Source organism: Sulfurimonas sp. (genome assembly GCF_027056685.1).
Taxonomy (GTDB): domain Bacteria; phylum Campylobacterota; class Campylobacteria; order Campylobacterales; family Sulfurimonadaceae; genus Sulfurimonas.
The window spans coordinates 1-1,577 of sequence record NZ_JALUKE010000037.1; the positions used below are offsets into that span (position 1 = coordinate 1).

The following is a 1,577-nucleotide window of genomic DNA, read 5'->3' on the forward strand; positions in this document are numbered from 1 at the left end:
TGTGAACACAACTCTATGGAATATCTTTGTATTCCCTTTACTATTAGCGATGAATTTAGCCTAGTTTTAACTATACACACTTCTAATACGGAACAACTTGCAACTATTAATGCATATAATGCTAGTATTAAAAACTATTTAGAAGCTGCAAAACCAGTAATAGAGAGTAAAATGCTCTTGGCAAAACTTCGTGACAACTCACTTCGTGATCCCATGACAAATCTTTACAATAGAAGATTTTTGGAACAATTTATTGATACTCTTGCAGGACAAATAAAAAGAGAACAAGAGAGCTATAGTATTTTAATGCTTGATGTTGATTTTTTCAAAATGGTCAATGATACTTATGGACATGATGTTGGAGATAAAGTCATTGTTGCTATTGGAAAGGTATTGCAAGAAAATGTACGAGAATCTGATTTAGCAATCCGTTATGGAGGAGAAGAGTTTCTTATATTACTTCATAATGCAACTGAAGAGGGAACATTAAAAATAGCCAAAAAGGTACATTCTACATTTGCATCAATAGTATTTGATGCAGGAAATGGAGAGACATTACAAAAAACAATAAGCATAGGAATCTCTATTTTTCCAAAAGATGCTAATACTATCTGGAAGTGTATAAAACTTGCCGATACAGCACTCTATGTAGCCAAAACAACGGGTCGTAATAAAATAGTAAGATTTGATAAAAAGATGGCAGAGAAAAAAGAACTTAGATAAATAGACTCCATCTCAATTGAGATGAAGTTTAGATACAAATATGACTAACTACAGCCACAACCACCGCCACTTTTTTGTGCAGACCCAGTAGAACATGCACTTACCCCTGGAGGTGTTGTTGGTTGAACAGCTTGGTTATCTACTCCCCCACTTGCATTAATCTCTTCAATACTCGCCCAAATAGATTCAGCAGCTTGCACATATCGTTTTGCTGATTCACTTGTAGGTGCTACAAAAGTGATAGGTTTTCCGTCGTCGCCACCTGTTCTAATAGCAGGTTCAATTGGTACTTCAGCAATTACTTTAGTGTCAAACTCTTTTGCCATAGGCTCAGAAGTTCCTTTTCCAAAAATATCATACTCAACACCAGTATCTGGAGCAATAAATCCACTCATATTTTCAACAATACCTGCAATAGGAATGTTCAATTTTTTAAACATATCAAGTGAACGACGAGAGTCATCAAGTGAAACACCCTGAGGAGTTGTTACTGTAAGACCAGCAGTTACAGGTACAGATTGAGCAAGTGTAAGTTGTGCATCACCAGTTCCTGGTGGCATATCGATAACCAATACATCTAGCTCAGACCATAAAATATCACGCAAGAATTGCTCAATTGCCTTCATAATCATAGCACCACGCCAGATTAAAGATTGCCCTTGTTCCATAAGTGAACCCATAGACATAATCTCAATACCATACGCTTTAATTGGAAGTACTTTATTCCCATTTACTTCAGGTTTTACATCTGCTATTCCCATCATACGAGGAATATTTGGACCATAAATATCTGCATCTAAAAGACCTACTTTTTTACCTTGTTGTGCAAGTGCAATAGCGATATTTACAGAAGT

The 1,577-nt window shown here is 36.0% G+C and carries 2 protein-coding genes; one reads left to right on the forward strand and one right to left on the reverse strand.

From position 1 onward, the window contains the following. Window positions 1-723 (forward strand): GGDEF domain-containing protein (locus MVY38_RS01400; protein WP_297482664.1); only part of this gene is annotated, 723 nt, incomplete at its 5' end. A gap of 44 nt (window positions 724-767) precedes the next feature. Here the strand turns inward: MVY38_RS01400 and MVY38_RS01405 are convergent. After that, a partial coding sequence (locus tag MVY38_RS01405) for an Mrp/NBP35 family ATP-binding protein (protein WP_297482667.1) occupies window positions 768-1,577 on the reverse strand: 810 nt, incomplete at its 5' end.